Genomic DNA, 25,969 nt, shown 5'->3' on the forward strand with positions numbered 1-25,969 from the left:
TAGTAGTGCAGAAAATCTTCTCGCAGTTTGCGTTCGGACGACGACATAGCCAGTCATTTGATGGAACACCAGAATCTGGAACCGCCGTCGCGGTGATCGGGGATGTTCACGGATATCTCAACCAGTTCAGGGATATGGTCGGGCAGATCGAAGCGGTATTCGATCGAATGAAACCTTATCGACGGGTGATCGTGCAGGTGGGGGATCTGATCGACCGGGGGCCGGATAGCGGCGGTTGCATGGATCTTGCCTTGCAACTGCTCAAAAGGACCGACCTGGAATTTGTGCCCTTGCTGGGCAATCACGAATTGATGTTGAAATATTGCCTTCGCTCGGATGAGGATTGTGCCGAAAATGCGCCAAACTGGATGCTGTTTGGTGGTCGCGACACTTATAACAGCCTTTCGGGACAGGATGACTGTCCGCCTCTGCCGTCGATCATTGCCCAGCCCGGTGGCTTTCGCACGCGCCTGATTGAAATGCTGGGACCAGATCGGCGGGAACTGGTCGAGGCTATGCGGCCGGCCTATTTAAACGGAACCCTGTTGGCGGTTCATGCGGGCATATCGGAAGACCAGGATGCTGCCGAGGCCATCTCTAGACCCTGGGATACCTATAGCGCCGATCATTGGGCTTGGAACCGCGGACCGTCCGACAAGGCGCTGCTTTTTGGTGACAAGCAGATCTGTCAGATACATGGCCACAGTATTCATAAAAAAGCAGGCCCGATTGGTAAGCGATTTGCCATTGATACCGGCGTTTATCGCTCCGGCATTCTCTCTTGTGCGATTTTTGCCGAGGGTGAGTATGAAATCCTTTCAGCCCGAGGCGAAGTCTATTGATCAATTGATCAGGAATAGCTGCCGAGGCCATGTCCTGGTGGGAGCCTTCGGGCGGGATTGCGGGTCTTTTTCCTTGTTGTTCGCGGAAATCTAATGTAGCTATTCCTTCGGCTTGACGCCGTTTCGGGGGAGGTGGCATTAGTCGGAAATTGGGGGATATCCTGTATGGCATGCCTGCTAGAAAGCAGGGCTGGCCATGGGCTATGCCTATAATGTCGTGGGGCGTTAGAAAACGCCTCCAGCCGTATTGGACGGCAAATTAGACGGAAGAAACCCGCAGGGGGAGAAAAGTGCGATGATGGTTCGGGTGTTTCGGCATCATATTTCTCTATATGCCATCCTGCTTGCATTTTCCGAGATGGCTCTCTTCTCGGTCGCTGCCTTTTTCATGGCGAATATCACCCTGAGAGATCCAGGATTGGATACCGGTGATATTGATCTCAACATTCTTGTGGCAAGCTTGGCTTTGTCCGTGTTTGTGACGGTCTGCAGCATCGGTTTTTACAGCCGGCGTGTGACCATGCGCGGTGGCTTCCGGGCGACCCAGTGGGTTGCCGCCTTCCTGATCGTATCTGTTGTGTTGGGCGTGGTTTTCCTTGTCCATTGGTGGTTATTCAGCCCCGACTTGCGTTTTCCGCTCACCGGCTGGGGGGCGGCCGTTGGCATCTATGCCCTGGCGGCGGTGATGGTACGGGTCGTGTTTGATCGCCTCATGCGCGACCGCAAGGTCTTACGCAAGCGTGTGTTGGTGCTGGGGACCGGTTCCCAGGCGGAAAAAATTTACCAGGTGGCGCGCACCGACGACCAGAAACTATTCGAACTGGTCGGTTTTTTGAGCTTTGGCCGCAGCGAGGAACGTTGCGACGTTCAGCCAGTATTGTCCGACAATTTGCGAACTGATCGCTATGCACTGGCGGATTTTGCCTCCGCCAATGATGTCGATGAGATTGTGGTGACCCTTCGGGACCGACGCCGGCCGGAAGGCAAGCTGGGCGACGGTCTGCCGATTTGGGAGATGATGGATTGCAAGCTGCGCGGGATCCAGGTTACGGAATTTGCCAATTTCTGGGAGCGGGAACTTGGCAAAGTGGATTTGAAAACCATCCGGCCTAGCTGGATTATCTTCTCCGATGGTTTCCGTGTTTCCATGGGCAAACGGGTGGTGAAACGGATCTTTGATATCGCGGTTTCCGCGATGTTTGTCCTGACCGTGCTGCCCATCATGCTGCTCACGATGATCGCAATTAAGCTGGACAGCCGCGGGCCGATTTTCTATAGCCAGGAACGGGTTGGGCTGGACGGCCGGACCTTTAGCGTCCTGAAATTCCGCAGTATGCGGACTGATGCCGAAGCCAAAGGCGCGCAATGGGCAAGCAAGAATGATGACCGTGTTACCCGTGTCGGACGTTTCATACGGAAGACCCGCATTGACGAAATCCCGCAGATCCTCAATGTGCTGAAGGGTGAGATGAGTTTTGTCGGGCCACGACCGGAGCGACCGGTATTTGTGAATGACCTGGATGAGAAGGTGCCATTTTATCGTGAACGGCACCGCATCAAGCCAGGCATTACGGGCTGGGCCCAGATCAATTATCCTTATGGAGCGACATTGGAAGATGCGCATGAAAAACATGCCTTCGACCTATATTATCTCAAAAACATCGGTTTCTTTCTGGATATTGTGATTTTGATCCAGACAGTGCGTGTGGTCTTATTCGGCGAAGGTGCACGCTGAGTTGATCAGATTAGTGGTCGGTTTCGACTGACGGAAAATTTGACGATTCGGTTAAAACGCTTAGCGATTTTTGCTTTAATATATTGAAAATAAACACTTTATTTGTTTGGTGTGCTTTTTGCAATTACCGGGCGTGTGTAGAAATGGCCGGTATCCGCAAAGGCTGGCGGGGGGAACTGCCGGTCAACAACAACGGCGGTTAAGAAACTAGATAAAAAGGGGCAGGACTGGGAAATGTTCCAGATCACATCTGACGATATTCAACGGTTGTCGAACAATCCGTCGCCGGAAGTGCGCGCGTCCATTGCCAAGAAAATCGCGCGGGATCACGAGCAGATGGAATATTCCGAACAGGAACGTATCCTTGCGGAAAAGATCCTCCGGGTACTGGCCCATGATGCCGAAGTGATGGTGCGCAGTCGCCTGGCCTGGGAGATCCGTAATTCGGGGGCTATCCCACGGGATATCGCGCTTGATCTTGCCAATGACGTGGAGCAAGTATCCCTCAGTCTGCTGAAATTCTCACCGCTTTTGACACCGGAAGATCTGATCGAGATCATCGCCGAAGGCAATACCGAGAAAAATATGGTTGTTGCCAGCCGCCGGGGGCTGCCGGACCGGGTCTCGGCCGCCTTGGCGGAAACCCGTGACAAATTGGTGGTCCGGGTTCTGCTGGAAAATGAAAGCGCGGAACTTTCTTCCGAAACCATGGAGATTCTCGAGGAATATTTCGGCGGAGATACGCGCCTGCGCCAGTTGCTGACCGATCGTCGGGCGCTACAGGAAAGCGTTTCCCGCCATTTCATCCGCCGGATCACCCATGAGGTGAAATCCAAACTGTTTGGCAGCCGGGAGGAAGATTTCGGCGAATATGAACGCATTCTCTGGAATGATGATGAACAGATCGCGGATAATCTGCTGCAGGATCGCAATGGTGATCTTGATTATGCCGGTCTGGTTGAGATGCTGGCACAAAAAGGTGAGCTGGACAGCGGCTTTGTCATGATGGCGCTGGATTTCAGCCGCAAGGAATTGTTTGAGCTCGCGGCCTCCAGGCTGTTGGGCATTGATCGTGATGAATTGACCAATGTCTTGAAGAATGGCGGTAACTATGGCCGCGAACGCCTGTTTGAGCGGATCGGCCTGCAGGAAGAGAATTATGAGAATTACCGCCGGAACCTGGAAGAGCTATACGGTCCGTCCGGCGAGAAGCACTGACATATATTAAGAATTGAATAAGAAAAACCGGCGGCATGTTCCGCCGGTTTTTTTATCTGGATTGCCGAATAATCCAATGTTTGAAACTGGTGAGCCAGCGTTCCAGGGTGAGGGTGACGCGGGGTTGCTGTAGGGCGATGCTGGCAAAATCTTCAGACACCTCGCCCAGACTGGCTTTATAGCGTTGGTCGCCCGCCATGAAATCATAGATGACAGCTCCCTTTTCCAGGTGGTCCTGGATGCAGAGCGCATGACAGACCATGCCCGGCTTGATACGGGGGTTATTATCATAGGATAGAGCGGAGAGATAAAAATAGACCCGATCCCTATAAAGAAAATTATAGAGATACCCGATCGCTTTATCCCCACAACGGATCCTGACCATTTCAATCTGGCCCAAGGGCCAGCATTCATCAATCAGATCTTCATGGAAGCCTGTGAAAGCATCATTTTGATGCGCTGGGCGGTGATTGTGCGCTTTCTCAAGCCAGCGCGCTTCATGCAACGGGGCCAGGTCCCAAAACCATTGTTTGGCTTCCTGTGCACTTTTGGCCCGCTCGAGACATAAAGCACCGCGCTCCTCATAAAGGCGCATGCTCTTGCGGATCTGGGCGCGGCTGTTTTTCGACAGGCTGTCCAGAAAGCTCTTGCCCTGTTCGCGGATGGCGGCAAGGTCGGTGGCATAACAGCGGTCCAGCGCGATCACGCGTTGAGGCAGGCCGGTATGCTGAAAAGCCACACGATCCGGGGCCGGGGCATTACGGATAACCAGTTCATCCCAGGTACCCAGGATCTTTTTGGTTTCCGCATCGCGACGCAGGTAATCAACGGCGGCTGTCAGCAACTGCGGTCGCATGTTCTGCCCTGTCAGGAAACCGTTATACTCTATGCAGATCTGGTCTTTGTCCGGCAGACCTGTGGCATGAAGATGGAGTTGGCGGGCCCTGACAAAGCCGTGGCGATGCTCCTCATGCCTGGCCAGCAGGCCGAGGAGAACCGTTTCGTCTCCCAATTTGCCCTCCAGCAGGAAGGCATCATTCCCAACCTGTTTCAGCCAGCAGCAGATCCAGGTCCAGGACAGCATGAATTTTGGATCTGCCCGGCTTTCAAGGGCTTGCCATTTTTCCGCCAGGTCGATGATTTGATCCACGGGCCTGCAGCGGAATTCATAGTCCGTTGGCAGGGCGTGCGTAGGCGGATTATCTGGCTGGGGTGAATGCGGCATCGCAGTGATTCGATCCGTTCCTCAGGGATTACTTCCCATATCGGCCATGAATGAGGATGTGATTTGGTTTCCGGGGCAAAAGTAACCGCGCTTGGGCGGGACGGCAATTAAAAAGCCCGCTGAAAAATCAGCGGGCTTTTTAATGGTGCCGCGGGGCGGAATTGAACCGCCGGCCCCGTCATTACCAATGACGTGCTCTACCCCTGAGCTACCGCGGCATATTGGGTAAATGTTTGTCTGAAGAAGCAGTGTCCCTCGGACGGGCGGGTATATGCCATAGGGTTCGGGGCAGCGCAAGTGCCTTTGCCAAAAAAATGCAAAAAAAAGATTTCCCGGTCAATCCGGGCGGTGTTTCCTCGGGATTGGTATCTGTTGCACATTCCGGCACCATATATAGTATAGGGACAGGTATATTTGTGAGAGTGTTTCGCCGTGGATAAGACCCCAACCGATAAATCCCTAGAGCGCCAGCAAAAAGAAGAACGGCTTGCCGCAAAGCTGCGTGAGAATCTGCGTCGCCGCAAGTCGCAGACCAGGGGCCGGAAGGATACGGGGGATGATTTGGATCCGGGGAACAAGCCGCAGGATAGCTGATTGAAAAAGATCGTGAGATGGAAGCGTCATAATGCGGCCATGATCGGCCGGTAGAAACCGTTTCGGACGCCAATTCTCATGATTGGGTTGCCACTTAGGCCCCGGGGAGATCTGCCCCGTCGCCGGAACTATGAAGAATAGGATTTGCCATGTCGATCATGCCGGATCACTGGATACGCGAACAGGCCGAGACTAATGGAATGATTGAGCCGTTCGTGGATGCTCAGCGCCGAGAGAATATGATCTCCTACGGGGTTTCCTCTTATGGCTATGACGCCCGGGTGGCCGATGAATTCATGATCTTCACCAATGTCGACAATGCTATTGTTGATCCGAAGCAGTTTTCTGAGCAGACCTTTGTTCAGCGTCAGTCGGATGTCTGTATCATTCCGCCCAATTCCTTTGCCCTGGCAAGGACGGTGGAGTATTTCCGCATCCCGCGGGATGTATTGGTGATCTGTCTTGGCAAATCCACTTATGCCCGTTGCGGCATCATTGTGAATGTCACGCCGCTCGAACCGGAATGGGAAGGGCATGTGACCTTGGAGTTTTCCAACACCACCCCGCTGCCGGCGAAAATTTATGCCAATGAAGGGGCGTGTCAGTTCCTGTTCTTCAAGGGCGACAACCCGCCGGATGTTTCCTATGCCGATCGGGCCGGGAAATATATGGGTCAGACCGGGGTGACATTGCCCAAGATCTGATTTCTTGGTGTCCGTGGATGAGACCATGGCCGCGACCGTTCGCTGAGCGGTATGTCCGGCCTTATATGACAGGAAAGACTATAGATGGATAAGATTGCCATTCGCGGCGGCAAACGGCTGAACGGGACGATCCGGGTTGGGGGGGCGAAAAATGCGGCCCTGCCGCTGATGTGCGCGAGCCTGCTCACTGACGATGTGCTGACCCTCTCCAATTTGCCGCGTCTGGCGGATATCACCACATTGGCCAAGCTGTTGGTCCAGCATGGTGTGGCGCTGGACATGAACGGTGATGAAAGCTTCAAGGGCGAGGGCTGCCACGGCCTGACCGTCTCTCTGAATGCGGCCAATATCGAAAACACCACGGCCCCCTATGACCTGGTTCGTAAGATGCGCGCCTCAATCTTGGTGCTGGGACCGCTGCTGGCGCGGTTCGGCAATGCACGGGTGTCATTACCGGGTGGCTGTGCCATTGGCACGCGTCCGGTTGATCTGCATCTCAAGGGCCTGCAACAGCTGGGCGCAGAGATCGAACTGGACCAGGGCTATGTGGTCGCCAGCGCGCCCAATGGCCTGCACGGCGCGGAAGTGGTTTTCCCCTTTGTATCGGTTGGTGCGACGGAAAATCTGTTGATGGCGGCGGCGCTGGCCAAGGGGACAACCCGCCTGGTGAATGCGGCGCGCGAGCCGGAAGTGGTCGATCTGGCGGAATGCCTGGTGGCGATGGGGGCCAAGATCGATGGCATCGGGTCCGATACCCTGACCATCGAGGGAGTTGAGCGGCTGCATGGTGCGAAACATGCCGTGGTGGCCGATCGGATTGAAACCGCGAGCCTGATGATGGCGGCGGCAGCCACACGGGGCGAGGTCACCCTGCTGGGCGCAAGGCGGGACCATCTCGGCTCCGCAATTGAGGCTTTGGAAGCAGCCGGCATGGCGTTTGAGGATGTTGAGGGCGGCGTGCACAGCCGCTGTGACAATCTGATTGGTGCCGATGTGATGACCGAACCCTATCCGGGCTTCCCGACTGACCTCCAAGCCCAGATCATGGCTCTGTTGGCTACTGCCGATGGGGCGTCCATGATCACGGAATCGATTTTTGAAAACCGTTTCATGCATGTGCCGGAACTGATGCGCATGGGGGCGAATATCAACCTGCATGGCCGTTCTGCCATGGTGCGCGGTGTGGATCAGATGCATGGCGCACCCGTTATGGCGACCGATCTTCGCGCTTCCATGTCGCTGGTTATCGCTGGTTTGGCAGCGGAAGGGGAGACACTGGTGCAACGTGTGTATCATCTGGATCGCGGCTATGAGCGACTGGAAGCAAAACTGTCCGCCTGTGGGGCGGATATTGAGCGGATTTCAGAATAACCAAGGTGAATGCAGGGATAACCGGAGATGACAGCGGAACATAAACCAATCAGGCTGTTGGCAAAGGATCTGGAGGATATGACTGTCCTCTCCTCCATGCTGCAGGATGCGCTGGTCCCGCTCAGCGATGTTCAATATGCCGCCCAAGATCAGACCTTTATTTTGGTCCTGAACCGTTTCTGCTGGGAGGATGTGCGCGCAGGCAAGCACACGGAGCCTTATCGCCGGGTGTTGTCGGGTCTGCGTTTTGACCATGTGCGCTCTGTGGCTTTCCGGGGGATTGACCGGAATGAGAATGACCGTGTGCTGGAACTTCTGACCATTGCCTATTGCGATGGTGGGCCTGATGCGGACGGCAATTGCAACATTGTGCTGCATTTCTCTGGTGGCGGTGCCATCCGTCTGACCGTTTCCGGACTGGCCTGCGCCATGGAGGATATGGGCGAAAGCTGGCCGACCCGATGGAAGCCAGGCCATGAAAATGAAGGGACCGGCGGCTGAATGATCAGCCCAGTTGGTCCACCTGGCGGTGCAGTTTGTCGATGATCCGATCCAGGATTTCGGCTTCTTCCGGTTCCAGGCAGCCAATCAATGCCTTTTCCCAGCCAAGCGCCAAGGGAGAAATCTTGGCATAGATGCGTCGTCCTTTGCTGCTGAGTTTCAGGATGAGAAGGCGATTGTCCCGCGGGTCGGTCTCCCGGCTGATCAGATCCCGTTCCAGCAGGCGTGCAACTGCCCGGCTAACCTTGGCCTTGTCCATGCTGCCGCGATCGGCGACCTGGTTTGACGAGAGCGGCGCATGCCGCCCCAAAATCGCCATGACCCGCCATTCCGGAATGCTCAGGCCGAACCTTTCCTGATAAATACCAGACAGCGCCTGGCTGACCCGGTTATCAAGAATGGAAAGCCGATAGGGCAGGAAATTTTCCAGATGCAATTCTTCAGTTTTGTCGGGCATGGCGGGAATTTCCGTTTATTTGCTGCCGAAGGCGTTGGAGGGCGTCTGTCCGAATCATAACGAGTCTAAGCAGCATTCTCCCTCACACTCAAGAGTGCGGCTGTTCGGCGCAGGGAACAGACGAAAAAATCACTGCGGGAAAAATCCAGTTCGGGTTATCCTTGGTGTCCGGTCCCGGTGAACAGCCGAACAGAGGTACGGCGATGCTGATGGAACTTGTGGACGATCTGCGCCTGGCGCTGGAACGGTTGAAGCACCGACCGTTCCTGGAGGCTGCCATGGCAACTGCGGCTCTGGTCGCCCATTCTGACGGCGTGGTCCGGCTTTCGGAACGCACCCGTCTGGATGATATCCTGGAAACGCTCGATCTTTTGAAAATCTATGATGTCCATGATGCGGTGGATCTCTTTAACCGTTATGTGGACCGGTTGGAAACGGATGGCGGAGCGGCGGTTGAGGATGCACTCAATGATATTGCCCGGGTTTCCGAAAATCCGGAGGAAGCGGATCTGCTGGTCCGGGTTGGTATGGCTATTTCCTGTGCGGACGGTGATTTCGAGGAAGGCGAACGGCGGATCCTGAAACAGATCTGCCTGACGTTGCATCTGCCCAGTGAAAACTATTTGGTTGCCGCCTGTTCCCGCTGACCGGTTTCTATTCCTTCATAAAGCTAGCCCGAGGAGGGACTTGCCATGTTGGTTGGGGTGCCCAAGGAAATTAAGGTGCATGAATATCGTGTCGGCCTGGTGCCGGCCAATGTGCGTGAAATGGTGCTGCATGGGCATGCGGTTATTGTCGAGACCAAGGCCGGGGCCGGGATCGGAGTCCGCGACCGTGACTATGAAACAGCGGGTGCGACGATCGTCTCCAGCGCACGGGAGGTCTTTGAACGGGCCGACATGGTGATCAAGGTCAAGGAGCCGCAGCCCAGCGAATGTAAGATGTTGCGCCAGGGTCAGGTCCTGTTCACCTATCTGCACCTGGCTCCGGACCCACAACAGACCAGGTTGCTGATGGAATCGGGCGCCATCGCCATTGCCTATGAAACCGTCACGGACAGCCGGGGGGGGCTGCCTCTGTTGGCCCCGATGAGCGAGGTCGCGGGGCGCATGTCGGTCCAGGCCGGCGCCCATTGTCTGGAGAAGGAGAAAGGTGGAAGGGGGGTGTTGCTGGGCGGTGTGCCGGGGGTGGCACCGGGCAAGGTGGTCATTTTGGGCGGTGGCGTTTCCGGCACCCATGCAGCGCGCATGGCCTTGGGGCTTGGGGCGCAGGTGACGGTTCTGGAAAAATCCCTGCCCAGGATCCAGCAGTTGGACGAGTTGTTCCAGGGGCGGCTGCGTACCGAATATTCATCTGTCGATACGGTGGAACGCCGAGTGTGTGAGGCGGATCTGGTCATCGGTGCGGTTTTGGTGCCGGGGGCGGCGGCCCCCAAACTGATCGACCGATCCATGCTCAAACAAATGCTTGATGGCTCGGTGGTGGTGGATATCGCCATCGATCAGGGCGGATGTCTGGAAACATCCCGGCCGACCACCCATGCGGAACCCACCTATATGGAAGAAGGGATTGTGCATTATTGTGTTGCCAATATGCCGGGTGCTGTCGCGCGCACATCAACATTGGCGCTGAATAACGCCACATTGCCATTTGCGCTGCAATTGGCGGATTTGGGCTACCGCCGCGCGCTGGCGGAAAACAGCCATCTTCGCGCGGGGCTGAATGTGCATGAAGGGCGGGTGACATACCGGGCTGTGGCCGAAGCGCTTGATTGTGCCTATGTGCCGGCGGAAGAGGCACTAGGTCTTTGAACTCAAGCCATCCATGATTCGGCTGACCGACAGGCTGGCGGCGGTTATATGGCGGCTCATGGCCTGATGGGCGGCATCGCCGTCGCGGCGTCGGATGGCCGCCAGGATTTCCTCATGTTCACGCTGGCTCTGCGCCAGCCGATCCGGGCCGGTTTCCGGTTTGGAAAACTGCGCGTTGCGATAAGGGCTGGTGCGCAGGCGGAGGATATTGGCCATCTCCATCAGGCTTTCATTATGCGCGCCTTCGAATATGGCCTTGTGAAAAGCAAGGTTCATCCGGGCATAACCGGCAGCATCGCCTTGCTCGGCCAGTCGTTGGCCCTCCCTGACCAGCCCCTCCAGATGCCCCAACTCCATCAGGCTCATCCGACCGGCGGCATGTCTGGCGCAGATCGCCTCCAATTCCCCCATAGCCTCGAACAGGTCCATGATTTCACGCTGGCTCAGGCTTTTGACAAAGGCGCCGCGCCTGGGTTTGATTTCCAGAAGGCCGGAAGCGGCCAACTGTTGCAGGGCTTCCCGGACCGGAGTACGCGACAGGCCGAAACGGTTGGCGATCTGTTGTTCATCCAAACGGTGGCCTGGGGGCAGCTCGCCGCTCAAAATCTGATCGGTCAGGGTCTGGCGGATATGATCACCCGGTTTTTCCGAAGACATGATTTCTGGTCCGGTCAATAGCCCATGGCGCAGCCGTCTTTGCGCGGATCAGACCCGGCGGTCAGCACCCCTTGCGCCCAGTCGATCCAGATGGCCTGGCTGCCGCCGATGGGGCGCTTGGCCACTTCGATTTCATGGCCAAGGGTTTTAAGGGCAAGGATGATCTCTTCCGGCACAGTCTCTTCCACCTCGGTGATATCGGAATAGGGGTCGGTAAAGAACCGCGGTGCATCCATGGCTTGCTGGATATCGAGGCCGAAATCCAGCAACCGTGTCAGGAATTGCATATGGCCGAAGGCCTGATATTGGCCACCCATCACGCCAAAGGGCATGACGATCCGCCCGCCCTTGGCCAACATGCCGGGAATAATGGTGTGCAGCGGCCGCTTGCCGCCTTCGATACAGTTGGGATGGTCCGGATCCAGGGTAAAACCCTGGCCACGATTTTGCAGCATGATCCCGGATTTTGGCGCCATCAGGACGCTGCCGAAGGTTTCAAAGACGGTATTGATGAAGCTGCAGCAGTTCCGGTCTTCGTCCACAACAGTGATGTAGACGGTGCTTTGATGGTTGGGCGCGGTGAATTTCGGCATCGGCCGGTTGCTGTGGGCGGGATTGATGCTGGTTCGCAATTCATCGATATGGGTGTCGGACAGCATCCAGTCGAGCGGCATGTCTTTCTTTGCAGTGTCACAGAGGAAAAAATTGCGGTCCTGATAGGCCAGGCGACCGGCCTCGATCTCCTGATGCATGCGCTCCAGTGTGATTGGATCGGTGCCTTTCAGGTCCTCGGCACTGTCAAAGCCATCCATGATCTTCATCAGCATCAGGGCGATCACGCCTTGGCCGTTGGGCGGGCATTCATAAAGGGTATGGCCTCGGTAGTCGGTCTGGATCGGGGTGACATATTCACCTGTGGCTATTTTAAAATCCTCCATCGTGTGGAGGCCACCCAATTCCTGGAGGTAGGAGACGATATCCCTGGCAATCTCGCCTGTGTAAAAGGCATCCCGGCCTTCGGTCGCGATTTTTTCCAGGCTGTCGGCGAGTGCCTTTTGGTGATGCAGACTACCTTCCGTCGGTGTCTTGCCGTCTTTAAGAAAGACTCGGGCGGCATTCTTGCTTTTTGCCAGTCGCTCAGTCTGGCTTTCCATGTCGACCGCCACGCGTGAGGTGATGGGATATCCGTTTCGGGCATAATCGATGGCGGGTTGCAGGATTTCGCCAAGGCTCAAGCGGCCATGATCGCGCACCAGCCGGTCCCAGGCATCGACCGCGCCGGGGATGGTTACCGAATGGGGCGATTGGCGCGGGATTTCGGCAATGCCATGTTCCTTGAACCAATCCGCATTGGCGGCCAGGGGCGCGCGCCCGGACCCGTTATAGGCAACAAGGTCGGTGCTGCCGCCTTTGGAATAAAGGCAGAAACAATCGCCGCCGATTCCCGTGGAGCCTGGCTCGACCACACATTGCACCGCCGAGGCCGCCACAGCGGCATCCAGGGCGTTGCCGCCTTTTTTTAGAATATCCAGGGCCGCCTGGGTCGATAGGGGGTGCGAGGTGCTGGCCATCGCGTTGGGGCTTCTGACAGGCGAGCGGCCGGGGAGCTGGAGATTTCTCATGGACTAAGGATCCTCAGACGGTGAAGGCTGAATAGAGCATACGGCTGGCGGTGATGGCGAGGAAGAGGGCAAATGCCCGTTTCAAGCCTTTTGGGTCCAGACTATGGGCCAGTCTGGCGCCGAATGGGGCAAATAGAACCGTTATGGGGAAAATGATCACAGCGGCGGCTACATTCAGATAACCAAAACTCAGGGGCGGGCGGTTTTCAACCCCGACCCCGGCCCAGATGAAGCCGATAACGGCAGGCAGGGCGATCATCAATCCAATGGCGGATGCGGTGCCGACGGCACGATGGATGGGAAAGGAAAAGGCGGTCAGGGTCGGCACGGAAAAAGTGCCGCCGCCAATGCCCATGAGAGAGGAGAAATAGCCGATGATCCCGGCGATCGATCCATGGGCCAAGGGGCTTTCCGGCAGGTCATCGCGGATTTTTAATGGCTTGGGCAGGACCATGTTGACCGATACGGCCAGTGCAAAAAAACCGAAGATGAATTTCAATCCAGCGGCATCAATGAATTTGGACGAAATACCGCCGAGAGCGGCGCCGATAACGATCATCGGCCCCCACCGTTTCAACAGGTCGATGTCAACCGCACCTTTCTTGGCGTGGGCCCGCATGGAGGATATGGAAGTCGGAATAATGGTGGCCAGCGACGTGCCGACCGCCAGATGCATGATCAGGGCGGGGTCATAGCCGAGAAAACCCAGCAGCCAGAACAGGACCGGCACAATGACAATGCCACCGCCGACGCCCAGCAGCCCGGCCAAGGTTCCGGCAATAGCGCCGGTCACCAAAAGGCCTACAGCGGAGAGGGCTATTATATGAAGCGGAAAATCAGGAGCGGGCATGATCAAATCCAACAGCCAATGATGTAAACTCAAATTGTATACAAAAAATAAATATTGCATGCAAATTTGAAGATGGCCCGGATAACGGTTTTTTAAGAGGGGGGAGCGTAATCTCTCCCCTATGGTGCGGCGTTTCAAACAGATTTGGGTGATGGTTCTGCAGATGGCCTTCCCGTTTGTTTCTCCGGTAGCGGGGGAACCACTGTTGCTGGTGACAGAAGAGTATCCGCCTATGAATTATCGAGGCCCGGACGGCGTGGTTACTGGCCGGGCGACGGAGTTATTGCGGGTTGTCGCAGCGAAAGCCGGGATCGAATATGAGATTCGGGTGCTGCCCTGGAAACGGGCCTATCATATGGCGTTGCATGATAAAGGGGTCTGTGTGTATTCCACCTGGCGCACCGAGGAGCGTGAGAAGCTATTCCAGTGGATCGGGCCGCTGGCATTGGATGCCTGGTCCTTTTTTGCCAGAAAGGAACAAAGGCTGGAGATTGGCAGTTTAACCGATACCTTTCAGTATAATGTCGGTGCAGTGGAGGGCTGGGGCGTTACTCAATATCTGGTGGAGCAGGGCCATCCCAGCCTGGATAAGGTGGCAAAGGATGATACGACGAATCTGCGCAAACTTTTGCTGGGCCGCATCGACCTCTGGGTGACCGGCAGGATCATCGCCGAAGAATTGTTGGCCAAGCAACAGATCCGTAGCGTGGAAGAGGTGTATTTTTTGCGGGAAGTTGAGCTGTCTGTGGCTTGCAACATTCACAATGACCCGGACAAGATGAAGCGTCTGCAATTTACATTGGATTTAGTCCGTCAGGAACAGGCCGGCGAAGCGTCGCCAAACTAGTCAGCCGATTCATAAATGTCTATTCCTCTGAAGGCTGGATAGAACTGTTATTTCCCAAGACCGGTGACCAACGTCCGGATGGCCTTCTCGCAGTTTTTGATTGTGCCTGCACGGTCTTTTGCGTCGGCCAAATGCAGGACGCAGGCATCCAAGGCCCCGGAAAACAGATGGGCCATTTCCTCAACCGGAAAATCACGCATGTCTCCTGCGGCCTGGGCAGCTGAAAAACCGTCGATTAGGGATTGAACGCCGTTGTTACGGTCCGCTTCCCGCCATTGGTCCGTACCCATGACGCTTGGCCCTTCGGTCAGGACAATGCGCAGATAATCCGGCCTTGCGGCGGCTTCCACATAGACCATGGCGCCTTCGATCAGGCCGTTGACCAGATCATCTGCGGCAAGGGCGACCTTCTCGATCTCGCTATAGATTTCCGCCTGCATTTCATTCAGCAGATCCCGGAACAGGGCCTCTTTATCCGCATATTGGTGATAAAGCGCGCCGCGGCTGACCCCGGCTGCTTTGGCAATTGCCGGGGTGGAGGCCTTCATATAGCCGACTTCCGTAAAAATAGAGCGTGCCGCAGAGAGCAGTTTTCTGCGGGTTTCAAGCGAGCGGCGGGCGTGGCCGTCCAAGGATTCTTCCGGTTTCATTCAATTTCCTATTTACAAACAGTCTGTCTGTTTTATATATTCAAAATACAAACACACTGTATGTTTTTAATTTTGTTCCGTCAAATCCATCTGTCGCGAAAGGGGGAAGCTTATGCGCACCATTTTGAAACCCGCCGCCCTTTGCCTTGTTGCCGTTTTATCCGGCAGCGGCTTGGCGGCCGCAGAAATGACAACCAACAGCGAACCAGGGAAACAGACCATGCAGATCAACAGTTATTATCCGGTTCTGGCGGTTGAAGATGTCACCGCCACAGGCCAATTCTATCGTGAGGCTTTCGGTTTCGTGCCGGCCTTTGAAAATGACTGGTATATTCATCTTACCCATCCGGAAAATCCGTCGGTCAATCTGGCGATTTTGCAGGCGGGCCACGAAACCATTCCGGGGGCAAACCCGAACCGCGCCCAGGGTTTGTTGATCAATTTCGAAGTGGCCGATGTGGATGCGCTTTATGCACGTTTTCAGGAAATGGGGCTGACCATTTTGCAGCCGTTGCGTGATGAGGCATTCGGCCAGCGCCATTTCATCATGGCCGACCCCAACGGGGTGATGGTGGATGTTATTACACCAATCCCGCCCAGCGCGGAATTTACCGCACAATACAGTCCTGAGGCACTGCCCAATTAAAAGAAGGAGAGCCGCCGGTCTTGGAACTGGCGGCTCTCATCATTTCATCGACCCTTGCGCACTTTGTCCAGGTTTCAGCCGCCAACCTGAATCTGGCGCATGGAGAGGGCGGTACTGCCGGCGGCTTCCTGGCTGAGCGGGCCGACCCCGGTTCTTAGATCCAGGCTGCTTCGGGCCTTGATCGCTTGGTTTAGCGGTACGGTAAATGTGCGGCCGCTTGGCGGCTGGATCAGCAGCGTGGCGGATTGGATCGTGGCATCGCTATTATTGGTGATCCGCAGCACCAGTTCGCCATCCCGTGTCAGCAGTTTCTGGATATTGACATAGCGACCGGGATTTTGCGGCAGATCCAGTTTTGCGATATTGGCGGACGCCCGCTGTCCGAGTTTGGATTTATCCTGGGATGCCAGTTTGAAATGGCTGATGGCGGCTCGGGAATCGCCCGCATTCATCGCAAGCTGTCCTAAGGCAAAATGGGCATTTGCGGTGGGCAGCAATCTGGTCGACCGCTCCAGATCGGCCCGTGCCCCGGATGTGTCGCCCTGTTTCATGCGAATCTGGGCACGGTCCTCGTAATAGCGGTAAAACCCGTCTTTCTTCTTGATTGCCTTGCTCATGGACGCTTCCGCACGGGCTTCGTCGCCTTCCTGATAATAGGCGGCGGCCATCAGGGCGTTTGCTTCGGCATTGCGGGGATCAATTGACAGAGCCTGGTTGGCCAGCGTCAGGGCGTCCTGGGTGCGTTTCTTCTTTAGTGCTTTGTAACCTTCATCAACCTTGCCTGCACTTTTCTTGAGCGCGAGAAGCGGTTTGATCTGACGTTGGTAGTCACGCTTGCCGGTGCGCCATTGGACCCCGGATGGTGGGCTGTATTGATTGGCCAGACGTTGGTTGGCGGCAACCCGCTCTTCAGAAGGCGGATGTGTGGAAAACAGGCCTTCCAGCCAATTGGATTGCTTGCCATCTTTCAGACGGACAAAAGTCTGCTGCAGCCGGACGGCGGCTTGCGGGTCGTAGCCCGCTTTGACCATATATTCGATGCCGTAGCGGTCGGCTTCCAGTTCAGCATTCCGGCCATATTTCGTCAGCACCAGATTGGTGCCAACCGCCGCGGCGCCCACAACCGCGCTGCGGGTGGTCTTGTCCAACTCGGATTGGGACAGGCCGACCTGTAGCCCGACCACGGCCACGCTCGTCAGGATGCCGCGTTCCATTTGCTGGGCGCCGTGGCGGGCAGTGGCGTGAGTGACTTCATGGCCCAATACCGCGGCCAGTTCCGCTTCATCCTGCAATTCCGTCAACAGGCCCCAGTTGATGGCAACTTTGCCGCCGGGCAGCGCCCAAGCATTGGGCACATCGCTGTCCAAAACTACGAAGTCATAGGGCAGTTCGGGGCGGTGGCTGACTTCGGCAACACGCTGGCCCACCTGTTTCACATATTGCGTGAGCTCGGGATAGCCCTCCAGGCGGCCACCCCCGCTCTGCTGGGTGGGCTGATATTGCTGGGCACCGATGGATCGCTCCCAATCCTCACCATAGATCTGTAGCTCCCGTTTGCCGGTGACCGGATTGACGCCGCATCCCTGCAAGACCAGCATAAGCATGATCGGAAGGGCGCAAAGGGCGCAAAGGGCGCGGCGGGCGCAGAAGAAAAAACGCATAACCAGAAAAAATCCCCGATATTGAAACAGTTGGTCCAGCCCCGGCCGGTATTTTGGTCTGAACAGGCCAGGTCTTTCAACCGAAGAATTGTGACGGGAAATCTTGTCGGTTTTGTGATGTCAGGGAAGGTGCGCTGTCGAGCCGATCACAGGCCGTGACGCGGATTGGTGACCGCACGCTGGATTCGGTTAAATTGATTTCGATCCAACCCCTGGAAAACCACACCATAAACATCGTCATCATCTTCATGGATGACGATCCGCACCATCAGTTCCAAGGGGCCATCGGAAAAATGCAACTGGGCATCGGTCTCTTCGCCATCCTCCAGGCCGGGCACCATGGTGCGAAAGCCAAAGCCCGCCATGGATAGATCCGTGACATCACCCGGTATGCCGCCAACCATGGCGGTCATCTCTACCGCCATGCGTTTATCACGGCGGCGGTCATCTGTAGGGGTGATACGGACCAGACGTTTCATTTTATCATTTTTCCCGTATGTCGGTGGTATTAAACTGAATTCTACCAGATGTTGTCGATTTTTAACAGAATAATGGTTGACTGCAAGGGGGATGGAATTGCCAGAGGTGATATCTCTGTCGCGTTCGGCGACACATAATTTTTCCAAGACACCGGTAACGGTCCTGAATTTAATCTCAGGCGAAGGGGTAGAGGGGGATGCCCATCGCGGTGTGACGGTCAAACACCGATCACGCGTGGCGAAGGATCCAGACCGGCCCAATCTGCGTCAAGTGCATCTGATACACACAGGGCTGCTAGAGGACCTACGCATCCAGGGGTTTGAAATCGCCCCAGGTGATTTGGGTGAAAACATCCTGACCCGCGGGATCGATCTTTTGGGACTGGCAACCGATACCAGACTTAAAATCGGGGAGACGGTGCTGCGGGTGACGGGCCTGCGCAACCCCTGCAAGCAGTTGAATGATTTCAGGCGTGGTCTGATGCGGGCGGTCCTGAAGCAGGACGAGGCGGGCAATCTGAAGCGGCTGGCTGGCGTGATGGCTGTGGTTGAAAAAGGTGGGCAGATCCAAACGGGTGATATGATTACCGCAGCGATACCCAAAGATGGCTTCCGCCGCCTCGAGCCCGTTTGAGATTGAAAAAGCGGATGGCGTGAGGCCATCCGCTTTTCTTCATCCTGTCATCTGCTTTCAAACCCATCGGACCGGTAGGGTGTCAACCGGTAGGGAGGATAGGTTTTGCGATCAGATGGCAAGATATTCTTGGCGCAGCTCGGCATTGTCGAGGACCTCTTGCGCGCTGCCGTCAAACACAACCTGACCCATATCCAGGATCAGGGCCCGGTCGGCCAGATGCAGGGCGGCGATAGCATTTTGTTCAACGATGATGGTGGTGATGCCGAGATTTTTAATCTCTTCCAGTATGCTCTCGATTTCACGCACAATGACCGGTGCTAGGCCTTCATAAGGCTCGTCCAGCAGCAGCAGCTTCACATCGCGCGCCAAGGCGCGGGCAACGGCCAGCATCTGCTGTTCACCACCCGACATGGTAACCCCTTCCTGATGGCGGCGTTCGGCCAGTCTCGGGAAATGATCATAGAGACGTTCGATCGACCAGCCGGATGGCCCTTCGATCTGCGCTAATTGCAGGTTTTCCTCCACTGTCAGGCCGGGGATGATGCAGCGGTCTTCGGGCACCAGGCCGACACCGTTATTGGCGGCGTCATAAGCCTTCATGCTGTGCAGCGGTTTATGATCAAGCCAGATTTCGCCGCTGGTCAGGCCGGGGTTGGACATACGCGCGATGGTGCGCAACGTTGATGTCTTGCCGGCCCCATTGCGGCCAAGCAATGCCAGGATCTCACCCTCTCGGATGTCAAAGCTGACGCCCTGCACGATATAGCTTTCGCCATAATAGGCATGCAGGTCCCAGGCAGAGAAAAAGGCAGGCGCCGAACCGGTGGCGCGGACGGGGGATACGGGTGTCATAGATGGGCTCCTCCCAAATAGGCTTCCTGGACGCGCGGGTCGCCTTTCATGTCTTCCGGCGCGCCTTCGGCAATAACGGTTCCCTGAGCGAGCACGCTGACCTTGGTGGCCAGTGAGAAGACCACATGCATGTCGTGCTCGATGACAATCTTGGTGATGCCACGCTCGCCAATACGTTTCAAAAGGTCGATGGTGTTATTGGTGTCGGCCCGGGACATCCCGGCGGTTGGTTCGTCCAACAGCAGAAGCTTCGGATCCTGAACCAGACACATGGCCAGTTCCAGACGCCTTTTATCGCCCCTGGAAAGGGATCCAGCCAGGATGTCACGCTTTTCGATCAGGCCGACATCCTCCAAAATATGTTCCGCCTTGTCGGTGACCAAGGAATCCTGGTCAATTCGGGACCAGGCGCGAAGCGAAAAAGCCCCATCACGCTTAGCCAGGGTTGGGATTTTCACATTTTCCAGCAGGGTCAGGTCGCCGAAAATCTCCGGCGTTTGAAATACCCGGGCGACACCGGCCTGATTGATTGCATGGGGCGTGATGCCCAGCAACGACTGGCCCAGGAAATTGACCGTACCGGTGTCGGGGATCAATCGTCCGACAAAACAGTTGAGCAAAGTGGATTTTCCGGCCCCATTGGGGCCGATGATCGCGTGAACCGATCCTTCCTCCACCTCAAGGTTGACCTGGTTGAGGGCTTTCAGGCCGGCAAAGCTCTTATTGACGTTGTTAACTGATAGGATTGACATTTTCCGGTCCCCCTTACTCTGCCGACTGCGGTTGGGATTTGCCGTTATTGACTGAATTCCCTCCGGCATCCTGTTTGACCTTGGCCCGGACCCAGCTGTAGAGGCGGGTAAAGCCTTCGATGACGCCGCCCGGCAGGAAGATCACAATGACCATGAAGAGCGCGCCAAGTGTCAGGTGCCAGCCATCGCCGACAAACAAGCCAGTGATGGCTACCAACACATTTTCGATCGGGTCTGGCAGGAAGGCGAAGATGCCGTGCAGGACCTGGTCGTTGTATGAGGAGAAGATATTCTCGAAATATTTGATGATACCGGCACCAAGAACCGGCCCCAGCAAGGTGCCGACCCCGCCCAGGATGGTCATCAAGACCACCTCGCCGGACGCAGTCCATTGCATGCGCTCGGCCCCGGCCAGCGGATCGGTGACCGCCAGCAGGCATCCCGCCAGACCGGCATACATTCCAGAGATGACAAAGGCGGTCAGGGTATAGGGCCTGGTATTAAGGCCGGTATAATTCATCCGGTTCTGGTTGGATTTAATCGCTTTCAGAATGGTGCCCAGGGGGGACCGGGTGATCCGAAGCGCGATGTAGAAGCCGATGATCAGCAGGGCTGCGCAGAAATAGAAACCCGGATAGCCGCTCATCTCAATGCCAAACAGGTTGGTTGCCGGAATGGCGGTGGCGGCTTCGCTGGCGAACATATTGTCGAGAATGCGGGCATCGCCAATGGCCAATTGCAGTCCGGTTTCCCCGTTGGTGATCGGGGTCAACACCGAATAGGCCAGGTTATAGGACATCTGGGCAAAGGCGAGGGTCAGGATCGAGAAATAGATCCCGGACCGGCGCAGGCTGACATAACCGATCAGAAGGGCAAACAGGCCCGATGTCATCATGCCGAAGATGACGGCCGGGATCACATTCATGGACAGAAGCTTGAAGCTCCAGACCGCGGTGTAGGATCCGACCCCCAGAAAGGCAGCATGCCCGAAGGAGAGATAGCCGGTCAGGCCGAAGAGGATATTGAAACCAACGGCAAATAAGCCGTAGATCGCAAATTTTTGCAATAGATCCGGATACCCGGCCCCAAAGGGCGCAGCCCAGATGGGCATGGTCAGGATGGCCAGTGTGAAAACCGCCATCAGGAGCAAGTCATTGCGTGCGGTGGGTTGTTTGGTCATATCAGGCCTCCATCACGCCTTTTCGGCCCATCAATCCGCGCGGGCGAACCAGCAGGATGATGACAGCCACCAGATAGATAATGATTTGGTCAATGCCGGGCAGGATCGATTTCACCGCATTCATTGAGGCGAAGCTTTGCAGGATGCCCAGCAGAAAGCCGGCGGCCACCGCGCCCCGGAGCGACCCCATGCCGCCGACCACGACGACAACGAAGGACAGCACCAGGAAATCCATGCCGATGTGATAATCGGGCGGCAGGATCGGGGTATACATGACCCCGGCCAGCCCGGTGACAACGGCGGCCAAACCAAAGACGATGGTGAAGCGCCGGTCGATATTGATGCCCAGCAGCTCGACCGTTTCGCGGTCCTGCATGCCGGCCCGGACCACCATGCCGAATGTGGTATAGTTGAGGAAGGCGAAAACCGCGCTGATCAGCATGCCCGCGAAAGCCAGATAGACCAGACGCCACCAGGGATAAACCAGGTTGTCGCCCATTCCCAGCCAGGCGCCCAGATTGGCGCTGCCGGTGAGGAATTCCGGCGGGGTCTGCGGGATCGGGTTGGCTCCGAAACATGCCTTGATGATCTCTTGCAGGACGATCGCCAGACCGAAAGTCACCAGGATCTGCTCCGCATGGGTGCGCTTATAGAAATGCTTGATCAGCCCGCGCTCCATGATCAGGCCAATGGCCAGCATGATCGGGATCGAAAAGAGGATCGACAACGGGACGGAGTATTCAATGATGGTGGTGCCTGTCTGTCCGAACCATTGTTCGAGATAGGGCACTTCCTTGTAAGCTTCAAAGAAAGTGATGCTCTCATCCTTCACCTTGACCGACAGGGTCAGCAGCTTTTGCAGGGAAACCGCGCAGAAGGCGCCGAGCATGAAGAGGGCGCCATGGGCGAAATTAACCACGCCCAAAGTGCCGAAAATAAGGGTCAAACCGAGGGCGATCAGGGCATAAGCACCGCCCTTATCCAGCCCGTTCAATATCTGAAGTAAAAATGAATCCATTGTTTTATACCAAGCAGGGGTTGCCAGCCGTGTGTTCCGAAGAAGAAGCCACCATCACAAATGAGAGCTGTCGGAACGATTGGGATGCTTTGCTTCCAGGCTGGTGCCGGGCGGTCCCTTCGGGCTGAAATCAGCCAGTGGGAGAAAGAAACCGCCCGTGCGCCATTTGAAGCAGTCTCGACCGTGTGAGGCCCGGCCGAGACTGCTTCCCGGAGTCTGAAACGATCCGTCTTGCTTAGACTTCGTACGGGCCCAGCTCGCCACCGAACAGGGTCGGCGAGAAATCAACCTGGGAACGCGGCACCTGCTGCACCACTTCCAGAAGATCGAACTGGCTGGACGGGTTGGCGTTTCCGCGCACCACCAGAACATCCTTGATGCATTGGTGATCTTCAGCGCGATACAGGGTCGGGCCGTTGCCCATGCCGTCGAAATTGAAGCCTTCCAGCGCCTTGATCACTTCCGGCGGATAGAAGGTGCCGGCCATTTCACAGGCATTGGCATAGAGCAGGGTCTGTACATAACAGGTATGGGCCGCCTGACTGGGCGGGAAGCCATATTCCTGGCCGAAGGATTTCACAAAGGCTTTCGAGCCTTCATCCTGCAGGGTCCAGTTCCAGTTGGTGGAACCCAGAATGCCCTTGATATTGTCGCCGGCCCCTTGCGCCATCAGGCGGGAGAAGAGCGGCACGACAATTTCAAAGTTTTTGCCATTAACCTGTTTGTCGCGCAGGCCGAACTGAACGGCCTGGGTAAGCGAATTCACCATATCCTTGCCATAATGGTTCAGGATCAGGACATCCGCGCCGCTGTTCAGGACCGGTGTGATATATTGCGAGAAATCGCCGGCACCGACCGGGGTCTTGACCGTGTTGACGGTCTCCCAGCCCAGGCCTTCCGTGGTGTTCTTGATCGATTCCTCCTGGCTCCAGCCCCAGGTGTAATCGGCGGTCAAATGGTAGGCGCGCCGTTCGGTGCCCATTTCATCTTTCAAAACCGGCCCAAGGGCAGCACCCGACTGATAAGCATTGAAGAAATGGCGGAAGCCGTAGCGGCGGCGATCCTTGCCGGTGGTGTCATTGGAATGGGTCAGGCCGCACATGAAGACAACACCCATTTCCTGGGCCAGGGACTGAACCGCAATGGCCACGCCGGAGGAGGAGCCGCCGGAGAACATGGTGACACCGTCTTTTTCGATCATGCGTTTGGCGCTGGCGCGCGCTGCATCGGATTTGGTCTGGGTGTCACCGGTGACGAAATCAACTTTCTTGCCGAGGATGCCGTTTCCTTTCAGGGAAAGTGGCTTCATGGTGTTCAGCATGCCACCGTCACCCTCGCCATTGAGGTGCTTCACTGCCAGCAGATAGGCACGCAGCTCATCCGCGCCTTCATCGGCATAGGGGCCGGTTTGCGGCACGTTGAAGCCGAATTTAACGGTGGGATTGTTACCGGGGTCGTTGCGGAATTGCGCCGCCCAGGCGTCACGGGTGAAGGTCATTGGGGCCGTGCCGTTCAGAAGAAGGGCACCGGCGCCTGCTGTTACCCCGGCAGCCCCTTTGAGCATGGACCGACGGGTTAGAATGGATTTGGAAAACGGTTTATCCGTCATTTTCAATCGCCTCTCTTGGATTAGCCTAACGCTGTTCAAAAATGCGCGTATTTGTCTCGCGCGATCGGCCGATTGATTATTGTTATAGGGTCGGCCTTGAGGTGTTGACTATGTTGTGGTCTTGAAAATGATTCAATAAGACTTTGAAAAATAGCAAAATAATTGTAAACATCATTACGAAATTCCGTGATAACTTGTAAATATGTAAAACATCAGGAAAGGGCGGCATGGCACGGGCACCATTGACCGGACATCGGATCCGAACGGCCAGGCGGGATCGCAGCATGACCCAGGTGGCCTTGGCCAAGGCGGCGGGCATTTCTCCTGCCTATCTAAACCTGATTGAACATAATCGGCGCTCAATCGGGGGAACGGTGTTGCTGCGCCTGGCGGAAGCACTGGAATTGCCGCCGGCTGAGTTGACTGGCAGCGAGGAAAACCGTGTGCTCTCCGACCTGGATGAGTTGGCCGGTGATCCGCTTTTTGCCGATAGCCCTCTGTTACTCAAGGACCTGACGACGGTATTGGGGGTTGCACCTGGCGTGGCATCCGCCATGGTGACGCTTTATCGGGCCTATCGCCAGGCGGCGGAACAAAATGACCAGCTTTCGGAACGGCTGAGCCATGATCCTTTCCTGGCCCATGCCGCCCATAGTGTGGTCTCGCGGATTACTTCGATCCGCTCTTTTGCCGAGATTTTGCGCGACTATGGTGATTTGGAAACGGCCGATCGGGAGCGTTTCACGGGCTCGATGGCGGAAGAAAGCGAACGGCTGAGCGAGGTGGCCTCAGAAATGTTCTCCTTCCTGAACAGCCGTGAAGCGGCCAGGGCCTCCGCCTCGCCTTCAGACGAGGTGGATGACCTGCTCTACGACCAGAACAACTTTTTTGAAAGTTTGGAGCGGGCCGCGGATCAATTGCGGCCGCGGATCCTGAGCGGCGATGTGATCTATCTGGAAGACCTGATCCGCTATTTGGAAAAGAAACATTCGGTGGCGGTGAAACGGGTAGCGCCTGAGGAGATCGCGCCGCTGCGCTATCGCTGGGAACCGGAGGGGAAGATGCTCTATCTCTCAAAAGGGCTGCCGCCGGCCAGCAGCCGTTTTGAAGCCGCCAGGCTGGTCAGCCGCCTTGATGCGACAGAGGCGGTGGATGCGCAAATCTCTGCCGCGCGCCTGACCACGGATGAAGCAATTCATAAGGCGCGCGAAGCCCTGCACAGCTATTTTGCGGGGGCGTTGATCCTGCCCTATGAAGAATTCCGTGCCGCGGCAGAAGAAACCCGTCATGATATCGAATTGCTGCAACAGCAATATGCCGCCAGCTGGGAACAGGTCTGCCACCGGTTGACATCGCTGCGCCGGCCAGGTTCGGAAGGCATTCCCTTTCATTTGCTGCGCACCGATATCGCCGGGAATATTTCCAAACGCTTTTCCGCCAGCGGCCTGCAAATGCCGCGCTATGGCGGGGCCTGCCCGCGATGGGCGGTGCATCATGCTCTGCTGACGCCGGAAAAACTGGTGACACAGTTGGTGGAAACGCAGGACCGGGCCAATTATCTCTTCATCGCCAAATCGGAAACCAAGGCTTCCGGCGGTTACCGGGAACCCAGCGGTGTCTATTCCATCATGATTGGTTGTGACGCGGCCTTTGCCGGGCGTATGGTCTATGCGGATGGGATGGATGTGGAGCGCGCCCGGGTTGCGGTGCCGATCGGCATCACTTGTCGGCAATGCAGCCGGGATGACTGCGCGCAAAGGGTGCATGCCCGATTTGATCCGGAGCAGGGGGAATGAAGGATTTGATGGCGCTTTATATGGTCGGGGTCTCGATTGCCGGGGGAACCATCTCGCTGGTGAGCTTTGTCGGATTGTGTAATTCGATCCTGATGCTTCGGGATTCAGATCCTGACAAACAGCGGAAAAGTCGACGGATCCTGATCTGGTGTCTGTTATGCCTGGTGATCGGGGTCACGATCTTACGCAATCCGGATTGGTTCCATCCGGACCATCTTCAAGCCTTGATCCGCGGGCTTGGGATGGTTGGTTGAG

The 25,969-nt window shown here is 56.3% G+C and carries 27 protein-coding genes and 1 tRNA gene; 14 read left to right on the forward strand and 14 right to left on the reverse strand.

The features are described from left to right. The first annotated feature begins 5 nt into the window (after positions 1-5). The 3 genes from DFP90_RS14050 to DFP90_RS14060 all read left to right on the forward strand — a co-directional run bounded on the left by DFP90_RS14050 (position 6) and on the right by DFP90_RS14060 (position 3,795). Positions 6-842, forward strand: coding sequence for a metallophosphoesterase (locus DFP90_RS14050; RefSeq protein WP_181905357.1), 837 nt, complete (start codon positions 6-8; stop codon positions 840-842). A gap of 295 nt (positions 843-1,137) precedes the next feature. Beyond that, positions 1,138-2,577 carry a TIGR03013 family XrtA/PEP-CTERM system glycosyltransferase gene (locus DFP90_RS14055; RefSeq protein ID WP_115937123.1) on the forward strand — a complete coding sequence of 480 codons (1,440 nt, stop codon included), beginning with the start codon at positions 1,138-1,140 and terminating at the stop codon, positions 2,575-2,577. 234 nt (positions 2,578-2,811) lie between these two features. Continuing rightward, positions 2,812-3,795 (forward strand): DUF2336 domain-containing protein, encoded by a 984-nt coding sequence (locus DFP90_RS14060; protein WP_115937124.1) that lies wholly within the window; start codon positions 2,812-2,814, stop codon positions 3,793-3,795. 52 nt (positions 3,796-3,847) lie between these two features. Here the strand turns inward: DFP90_RS14060 and DFP90_RS14065 are convergent, their stop codons facing one another. Both DFP90_RS14065 and DFP90_RS14070 read right to left on the reverse strand, forming a co-directional pair. After that, positions 3,848-4,945 (reverse strand): GNAT family N-acetyltransferase, encoded by a 1,098-nt coding sequence (locus DFP90_RS14065; protein WP_181905358.1) that lies wholly within the window; start codon positions 4,943-4,945, stop codon positions 3,848-3,850. A gap of 218 nt (positions 4,946-5,163) precedes the next feature. Beyond that, positions 5,164-5,238 (reverse strand) — tRNA-Thr (locus DFP90_RS14070). A gap of 214 nt (positions 5,239-5,452) precedes the next feature. Between DFP90_RS14070 and DFP90_RS22920 the strand changes: the two genes are divergently transcribed. From DFP90_RS22920 to DFP90_RS14085, 4 genes are all read left to right on the forward strand, one after another. Then, positions 5,453-5,614 carry a hypothetical protein gene (locus DFP90_RS22920; protein ID WP_181905359.1) on the forward strand — a complete coding sequence of 54 codons (162 nt, stop codon included), beginning with the start codon at positions 5,453-5,455 and terminating at the stop codon, positions 5,612-5,614. Positions 5,615-5,763: 149 nt separating this feature from the next. After that, entirely contained in the window at positions 5,764-6,318 is a 555-nt protein-coding gene (gene dcd, locus DFP90_RS14075) for a dCTP deaminase (RefSeq protein WP_115937126.1), read from the forward strand. An 84-nt stretch (positions 6,319-6,402) separates the two neighbouring features. Continuing rightward, complete coding sequence (murA, locus tag DFP90_RS14080; RefSeq protein WP_115937127.1) at positions 6,403-7,689, forward strand: UDP-N-acetylglucosamine 1-carboxyvinyltransferase; 1,287 nt, start codon at positions 6,403-6,405, stop codon at positions 7,687-7,689. Positions 7,690-7,716: 27 nt separating this feature from the next. After that, positions 7,717-8,190, forward strand: coding sequence for a DUF2948 family protein (locus DFP90_RS14085; protein ID WP_115937128.1), 474 nt, complete (start codon positions 7,717-7,719; stop codon positions 8,188-8,190). Between the two features lie 4 nt (positions 8,191-8,194). On the opposite strand, the gene DFP90_RS14090 is transcribed toward DFP90_RS14085, so the two are convergent. After that, positions 8,195-8,647, reverse strand: a complete 453-nt coding sequence (locus DFP90_RS14090) for a MarR family winged helix-turn-helix transcriptional regulator (protein ID WP_115937129.1) — start codon at positions 8,645-8,647, stop codon at positions 8,195-8,197. 209 nt (positions 8,648-8,856) lie between these two features. Here DFP90_RS14090 and DFP90_RS14095 point away from each other — a divergent pair, with 209 nt between their 5' ends. Together DFP90_RS14095 and ald are read left to right on the forward strand one after the other, a co-directional pair. Next, positions 8,857-9,294 (forward strand): tellurite resistance TerB family protein, encoded by a 438-nt coding sequence (locus DFP90_RS14095; protein WP_181905360.1) that lies wholly within the window; start codon positions 8,857-8,859, stop codon positions 9,292-9,294. Positions 9,295-9,339: 45 nt separating this feature from the next. Then, a complete protein-coding gene (gene ald / locus DFP90_RS14100; protein WP_115937131.1) occupies positions 9,340-10,458 on the forward strand; it encodes an alanine dehydrogenase in 1,119 nt (372 codons plus the stop codon). Here ald and DFP90_RS14105 read toward each other — a convergent pair. From DFP90_RS14105 to DFP90_RS14115, 3 genes are read right to left on the reverse strand one after another with little or no spacing between them, the layout of a single operon-like run. Then, positions 10,447-11,115 (reverse strand): GntR family transcriptional regulator, encoded by a 669-nt coding sequence (locus DFP90_RS14105; protein ID WP_115937132.1) that lies wholly within the window; start codon positions 11,113-11,115, stop codon positions 10,447-10,449. The two genes, ald and DFP90_RS14105, sit on opposite strands and share 12 nt — an antisense overlap. A 14-nt stretch (positions 11,116-11,129) precedes the next feature. Beyond that, positions 11,130-12,737 carry a gamma-glutamyltransferase gene (ggt, locus tag DFP90_RS14110; protein WP_115937133.1) on the reverse strand — a complete coding sequence of 536 codons (1,608 nt, stop codon included), beginning with the start codon at positions 12,735-12,737 and terminating at the stop codon, positions 11,130-11,132. A gap of 13 nt (positions 12,738-12,750) precedes the next feature. Then, a complete protein-coding gene (locus DFP90_RS14115) occupies positions 12,751-13,587 on the reverse strand; it encodes a sulfite exporter TauE/SafE family protein (protein ID WP_115937228.1) in 837 nt (278 codons plus the stop codon). A 163-nt stretch (positions 13,588-13,750) separates the two neighbouring features. Between DFP90_RS14115 and DFP90_RS14120 the strand changes: the two genes are divergently transcribed. Continuing rightward, positions 13,751-14,434: a substrate-binding periplasmic protein gene (locus DFP90_RS14120; RefSeq protein WP_281269700.1), complete on the forward strand. Its 684-nt coding sequence runs from the start codon at positions 13,751-13,753 to the stop codon at positions 14,432-14,434. Positions 14,435-14,481: 47 nt separating this feature from the next. On the opposite strand, the gene DFP90_RS14125 is transcribed toward DFP90_RS14120, so the two are convergent. Beyond that, on the reverse strand, positions 14,482-15,084 hold the full coding sequence (locus DFP90_RS14125) for a TetR/AcrR family transcriptional regulator (protein ID WP_115937135.1): 603 nt from the start codon (positions 15,082-15,084) through the stop codon (positions 14,482-14,484). Positions 15,085-15,196: 112 nt separating this feature from the next. Between DFP90_RS14125 and DFP90_RS14130 the strand changes: the two genes are divergently transcribed. Beyond that, a complete protein-coding gene (locus DFP90_RS14130) occupies positions 15,197-15,730 on the forward strand; it encodes a VOC family protein (RefSeq protein WP_245957079.1) in 534 nt (177 codons plus the stop codon). Between the two features lie 74 nt (positions 15,731-15,804). On the opposite strand, the gene DFP90_RS14135 is transcribed toward DFP90_RS14130, so the two are convergent. After that, positions 15,805-17,391 carry a M48 family metalloprotease gene (locus tag DFP90_RS14135; protein WP_115937136.1) on the reverse strand — a complete coding sequence of 529 codons (1,587 nt, stop codon included), beginning with the start codon at positions 17,389-17,391 and terminating at the stop codon, positions 15,805-15,807. Between the two features lie 146 nt (positions 17,392-17,537). Continuing rightward, positions 17,538-17,870: a PilZ domain-containing protein gene (locus DFP90_RS14140; RefSeq protein ID WP_115937137.1), complete on the reverse strand. Its 333-nt coding sequence runs from the start codon at positions 17,868-17,870 to the stop codon at positions 17,538-17,540. 91 nt (positions 17,871-17,961) lie between these two features. Between DFP90_RS14140 and DFP90_RS14145 the strand changes: the two genes are divergently transcribed. After that, positions 17,962-18,504, forward strand: a complete 543-nt coding sequence (locus tag DFP90_RS14145; RefSeq protein ID WP_181905362.1) for an MOSC domain-containing protein — start codon at positions 17,962-17,964, stop codon at positions 18,502-18,504. Positions 18,505-18,615: 111 nt separating this feature from the next. Here DFP90_RS14145 and DFP90_RS14150 read toward each other — a convergent pair whose 3' ends face one another. The 5 genes from DFP90_RS14150 to DFP90_RS14170 form a co-directional block, all read right to left on the reverse strand. Further along, entirely contained in the window at positions 18,616-19,359 is a 744-nt protein-coding gene (locus DFP90_RS14150; RefSeq protein WP_115937138.1) for an ABC transporter ATP-binding protein, read from the reverse strand. Continuing rightward, complete coding sequence (locus tag DFP90_RS14155) at positions 19,356-20,111, reverse strand: ABC transporter ATP-binding protein (protein WP_115937139.1); 756 nt, start codon at positions 20,109-20,111, stop codon at positions 19,356-19,358. Before DFP90_RS14155 ends, DFP90_RS14150 begins: the two co-directional genes overlap by 4 nt. Positions 20,112-20,124: 13 nt before the next feature. After that, positions 20,125-21,291, reverse strand: coding sequence for a branched-chain amino acid ABC transporter permease (locus DFP90_RS14160; protein ID WP_115937140.1), 1,167 nt, complete (start codon positions 21,289-21,291; stop codon positions 20,125-20,127). Between the two features lies 1 nt (position 21,292). Continuing rightward, positions 21,293-22,309, reverse strand: coding sequence for a branched-chain amino acid ABC transporter permease (locus DFP90_RS14165; protein ID WP_115937141.1), 1,017 nt, complete (start codon positions 22,307-22,309; stop codon positions 21,293-21,295). Between the two features lie 235 nt (positions 22,310-22,544). Further along, entirely contained in the window at positions 22,545-23,918 is a 1,374-nt protein-coding gene (locus DFP90_RS14170) for a substrate-binding protein (RefSeq protein ID WP_115937142.1), read from the reverse strand. 227 nt (positions 23,919-24,145) lie between these two features. Between DFP90_RS14170 and DFP90_RS14175 the strand changes: the two genes are divergently transcribed. Beyond that, the gene (locus DFP90_RS14175) at positions 24,146-25,714 is read left to right on the forward strand and encodes a short-chain fatty acyl-CoA regulator family protein (RefSeq protein WP_115937143.1); all 1,569 of its coding nucleotides are present in this window, start codon (positions 24,146-24,148) and stop codon (positions 25,712-25,714) included. After that, positions 25,711-25,968 carry a hypothetical protein gene (locus tag DFP90_RS14180; protein ID WP_115937144.1) on the forward strand — a complete coding sequence of 86 codons (258 nt, stop codon included), beginning with the start codon at positions 25,711-25,713 and terminating at the stop codon, positions 25,966-25,968. Before DFP90_RS14175 ends, DFP90_RS14180 begins: the two co-directional genes overlap by 4 nt. The last annotated feature ends 1 nt before the right edge of the window (position 25,969 follow it).

Origin of the sequence: Aestuariispira insulae (assembly GCF_003385955.1) — a bacterium.
Classification (GTDB): domain Bacteria; phylum Pseudomonadota; class Alphaproteobacteria; order UBA8366; family Aestuariispiraceae; genus Aestuariispira; species Aestuariispira insulae.

What these genes read in the sequence shown, in the direction of transcription:
- DFP90_RS14055 (WP_115937123.1), top strand. Translation starts at nt 1,138, where the DNA reads ATGATGGTTCGGGTGTTTCGGCATCATATTTCTCTATATGCCATCCTG.
- DFP90_RS14060 (WP_115937124.1), top strand. Translation starts at nt 2,812, where the DNA reads ATGTTCCAGATCACATCTGACGATATTCAACGGTTGTCGAACAATCCG.
- dcd (WP_115937126.1), top strand. Translation starts at nt 5,764, where the DNA reads ATGTCGATCATGCCGGATCACTGGATACGCGAACAGGCCGAGACTAAT.
- murA (WP_115937127.1), top strand. Translation starts at nt 6,403, where the DNA reads ATGGATAAGATTGCCATTCGCGGCGGCAAACGGCTGAACGGGACGATC.
- DFP90_RS14085 (WP_115937128.1), top strand. Translation starts at nt 7,717, where the DNA reads ATGACAGCGGAACATAAACCAATCAGGCTGTTGGCAAAGGATCTGGAG.
- DFP90_RS14090 (WP_115937129.1), bottom strand. Translation starts at nt 8,647, where the DNA reads ATGCCCGACAAAACTGAAGAATTGCATCTGGAAAATTTCCTGCCCTAT.
- DFP90_RS14095 (WP_181905360.1), top strand. Translation starts at nt 8,857, where the DNA reads ATGGAACTTGTGGACGATCTGCGCCTGGCGCTGGAACGGTTGAAGCAC.
- ald (WP_115937131.1), top strand. Translation starts at nt 9,340, where the DNA reads ATGTTGGTTGGGGTGCCCAAGGAAATTAAGGTGCATGAATATCGTGTC.
- DFP90_RS14105 (WP_115937132.1), bottom strand. Translation starts at nt 11,115, where the DNA reads ATGTCTTCGGAAAAACCGGGTGATCATATCCGCCAGACCCTGACCGAT.
- ggt (WP_115937133.1), bottom strand. Translation starts at nt 12,737, where the DNA reads ATGAGAAATCTCCAGCTCCCCGGCCGCTCGCCTGTCAGAAGCCCCAAC.
- DFP90_RS14115 (WP_115937228.1), bottom strand. Translation starts at nt 13,587, where the DNA reads ATGCCCGCTCCTGATTTTCCGCTTCATATAATAGCCCTCTCCGCTGTA.
- DFP90_RS14120 (WP_281269700.1), top strand. Translation starts at nt 13,751, where the DNA reads ATGGCCTTCCCGTTTGTTTCTCCGGTAGCGGGGGAACCACTGTTGCTG.
- DFP90_RS14125 (WP_115937135.1), bottom strand. Translation starts at nt 15,084, where the DNA reads ATGAAACCGGAAGAATCCTTGGACGGCCACGCCCGCCGCTCGCTTGAA.
- DFP90_RS14130 (WP_245957079.1), top strand. Translation starts at nt 15,197, where the DNA reads ATGCGCACCATTTTGAAACCCGCCGCCCTTTGCCTTGTTGCCGTTTTA.
- DFP90_RS14135 (WP_115937136.1), bottom strand. Translation starts at nt 17,391, where the DNA reads ATGCGTTTTTTCTTCTGCGCCCGCCGCGCCCTTTGCGCCCTTTGCGCC.
- DFP90_RS14140 (WP_115937137.1), bottom strand. Translation starts at nt 17,870, where the DNA reads ATGAAACGTCTGGTCCGTATCACCCCTACAGATGACCGCCGCCGTGAT.
- DFP90_RS14145 (WP_181905362.1), top strand. Translation starts at nt 17,962, where the DNA reads ATGGAATTGCCAGAGGTGATATCTCTGTCGCGTTCGGCGACACATAAT.
- DFP90_RS14150 (WP_115937138.1), bottom strand. Translation starts at nt 19,359, where the DNA reads ATGACACCCGTATCCCCCGTCCGCGCCACCGGTTCGGCGCCTGCCTTT.
- DFP90_RS14155 (WP_115937139.1), bottom strand. Translation starts at nt 20,111, where the DNA reads ATGTCAATCCTATCAGTTAACAACGTCAATAAGAGCTTTGCCGGCCTG.
- DFP90_RS14160 (WP_115937140.1), bottom strand. Translation starts at nt 21,291, where the DNA reads ATGACCAAACAACCCACCGCACGCAATGACTTGCTCCTGATGGCGGTT.
- DFP90_RS14165 (WP_115937141.1), bottom strand. Translation starts at nt 22,309, where the DNA reads ATGGATTCATTTTTACTTCAGATATTGAACGGGCTGGATAAGGGCGGT.
- DFP90_RS14170 (WP_115937142.1), bottom strand. Translation starts at nt 23,918, where the DNA reads ATGACGGATAAACCGTTTTCCAAATCCATTCTAACCCGTCGGTCCATG.
- DFP90_RS14175 (WP_115937143.1), top strand. Translation starts at nt 24,146, where the DNA reads ATGGCACGGGCACCATTGACCGGACATCGGATCCGAACGGCCAGGCGG.
- DFP90_RS14180 (WP_115937144.1), top strand. Translation starts at nt 25,711, where the DNA reads ATGAAGGATTTGATGGCGCTTTATATGGTCGGGGTCTCGATTGCCGGG.